The sequence below is a fragment of the Kitasatospora sp. MY 5-36 genome, from assembly GCF_001182915.1.
Taxonomy (GTDB): domain Bacteria; phylum Actinomycetota; class Actinomycetes; order Streptomycetales; family Streptomycetaceae; genus Kitasatospora.
Window position 1 is genome coordinate 1 of the sequence record NZ_LFVW01001099.1, and the last position, 1,897, is coordinate 1,897.

Below are 1,897 nucleotides of genomic sequence, written 5' to 3' on the forward strand. Positions count from 1 at the left end.
CGCGCGGCCCGCACGCGGGAACCCCGGCGGCCCGCCGCGGACCACCGCTACCGTGTCACCGGCCCCCGCCACCGGCCGTCGCGGCGCTCCCGCGCGCCGCACCCGGCCACGACACGAGACGAGTTGATGCCGCACCATGTCCGACGACGACATACCGCCGGGCGTCGGCGCCGCACTGCTGCGCCCCGGGGCCGAGGCGGTGACGGCGACCAGCACGCACACCGCCACGACGGACGCGCACCCGGCCGTGCGGAGCCTGCTGGACCGGACCGCGCCCGCGATGCGCTCGCTGTTCCACGGGCGCTGCCCGGAGGTCGTCCTGCTGTCGCGGGTCGCCGCCGAGGCGCGGGCGGCGCTCGTCGCCGAAGGCGTCCACGACCCCGGGCACGACCGGGTCATCGAGCGCATGGGCCTGCTGCTGTCCGGGGCGGTGATCGCGGGCATCCTGCTGCGCGAGCCCGGCGATCCGGCGCACGAGCGCCCGATCCCGCCCTGCTCGTCGTGCGCACCCGCGCTCGACGCGCTCGGCGTGCGGGTCGTGGAGGTGCCCGCGCTGTGACGTCCCGTTTCCCCGCCCCCGTCCTCCACGCCCTGACCGCGGCCGGCTGGTACGAGGGCGTCCGCCTGCCCGAGCACGAACTGCGGGCCCGGCTGCGCTCGTGGGGAGACCCGGCCGCGTACTTCCCGGCCCCCGTGATGGCCGTGCTGCGGGAGTTCGGCGGCATGACCGTCCACCAGTACGGGCCGGGTGCGGACATGTCCCGGATGCCGTTTCGGATCGATCCCGGGGCCGGGCTCCACGCGGACCGGAGCCTGCGCGCCTACGGCGCGAGGTACGGCCCGGACCTGGTGCCCGTCGGGGAGTACGACCTGGGACGCGGGCGGCTCGCGATGGACGCCGAGGGCGCCGTCCACCTGTTCTGGGGCGACCTGTGGAAGGTCGCCGACTCCTTCGACGGCGCCCTGGTCGCCCTGGTCGAGGGCCGGCGCCCGAGGCGCCTCGACCCGGCCGCGCCGGCCCCGCTTCCCCCCGGCGAACCGGCGGACGAGGCCAGGGCCCGCGACCTGGCCCGCCACCGCGCCGTCCGGGGCGGCCCCCTCGGCGCGGTGGACGTCGTGCTCCGGGAGTTCGAGCTCGGCTGGCCGGCCTTCCCGGTCTTCGCCGACCCGGACCCGCTCGCGAACGTGGGCGCGGGCTGCCTGATCGTGGACCGCCGCAACGGCCTCGTCACGCAGATGCCCGCCCTGCCCGCCGACCGCGTCCTGGACATGTACCGCGCGTGGTACCCGGCCCGCTGACGCGTCGGCACGTCCCGCCGCCCGCGTCGCGGCGGCACCGCGGCACCCGCCCGGGCACCCCGCGCCCCGGACCCCCGGGGCGCGGGCGGGTTCAGGCGTAGCGGTCGAACAGGGCCTGCAGGTAGTCCTCCAGGCGTTCCGTCAGCACGGCGGGCGTCAGGTCGGCGCGTCCCAGCTCGCGCCAGGGCTCGGCGACCTTCCGGGCGTCCGGGGCGAAGGCGAGGGCGTCCAGCAGCCGCCAGTACAGGTGGTCGCGGCCGGCGGCGAGGGTGCGGCCGCCGGCGGCGGTGTAGCGGTCGGCGAAGGCCAGGCCCGCCTCGGGGCCGTGCAGCAGGGCCAGGGCGGTGGAGCAGTGGGCGACGTCCAGGTCGGCCGGCCCCCAGGACGTCTCCACCCAGTCGACGACCCCGCTGACGGCCAGGTCGGCGCCCGCGCCGGTGAACAGCACGTTGCCGGGGTGGAAGTCGCGGTGCAGGAAGCAGGAGCGGTGCGCGGGCACCGCGCCGCCGATCACCTCCACCGCCCGCCGCCACAGCCCGGCGCGGGCGGTGCCCCCGGGCACCACCACGCGCTCGGGGGCCGTCCACGCCTGCCAGGC

3 protein-coding genes are annotated in these 1,897 nt (G+C 78.1%); 2 read left to right on the top strand and 1 reads right to left on the bottom strand.

Annotated elements, in window-relative coordinates; genetic code table 11:
- Window positions 1–136: 136 nt before the first annotated feature.
- Together AE652_RS40450 and AE652_RS40455 are read left to right on the top strand one after the other, a co-directional pair.
- The gene (locus AE652_RS40450) at window positions 137–559 is read left to right on the top strand and encodes a YwqJ-related putative deaminase (protein WP_049660792.1); all 423 of its coding nucleotides are present in this window, start codon (window positions 137–139) and stop codon (window positions 557–559) included.
- Window positions 556–1,299 carry an SUKH-3 domain-containing protein gene (locus AE652_RS40455; protein WP_049660794.1) on the top strand — a complete coding sequence of 248 codons (744 nt, stop codon included), beginning with the start codon at window positions 556–558 and terminating at the stop codon, window positions 1,297–1,299. The genes AE652_RS40450 and AE652_RS40455 overlap by 4 nt, the downstream gene beginning before the upstream one ends.
- Before the next feature lie 91 nt (window positions 1,300–1,390).
- Here AE652_RS40455 and AE652_RS40460 read toward each other — a convergent pair.
- Window positions 1,391–1,897 (bottom strand): aminoglycoside phosphotransferase family protein (locus tag AE652_RS40460; protein ID WP_049660797.1); only part of this gene is annotated, 507 nt, incomplete at its 5' end.

Coding starts and splice junctions, on each gene's coding strand:
- AE652_RS40450 (WP_049660792.1), top strand. CDS start 137: ATGTCCGACGACGACATACCGCCGGGCGTCGGCGCCGCACTGCTGCGC.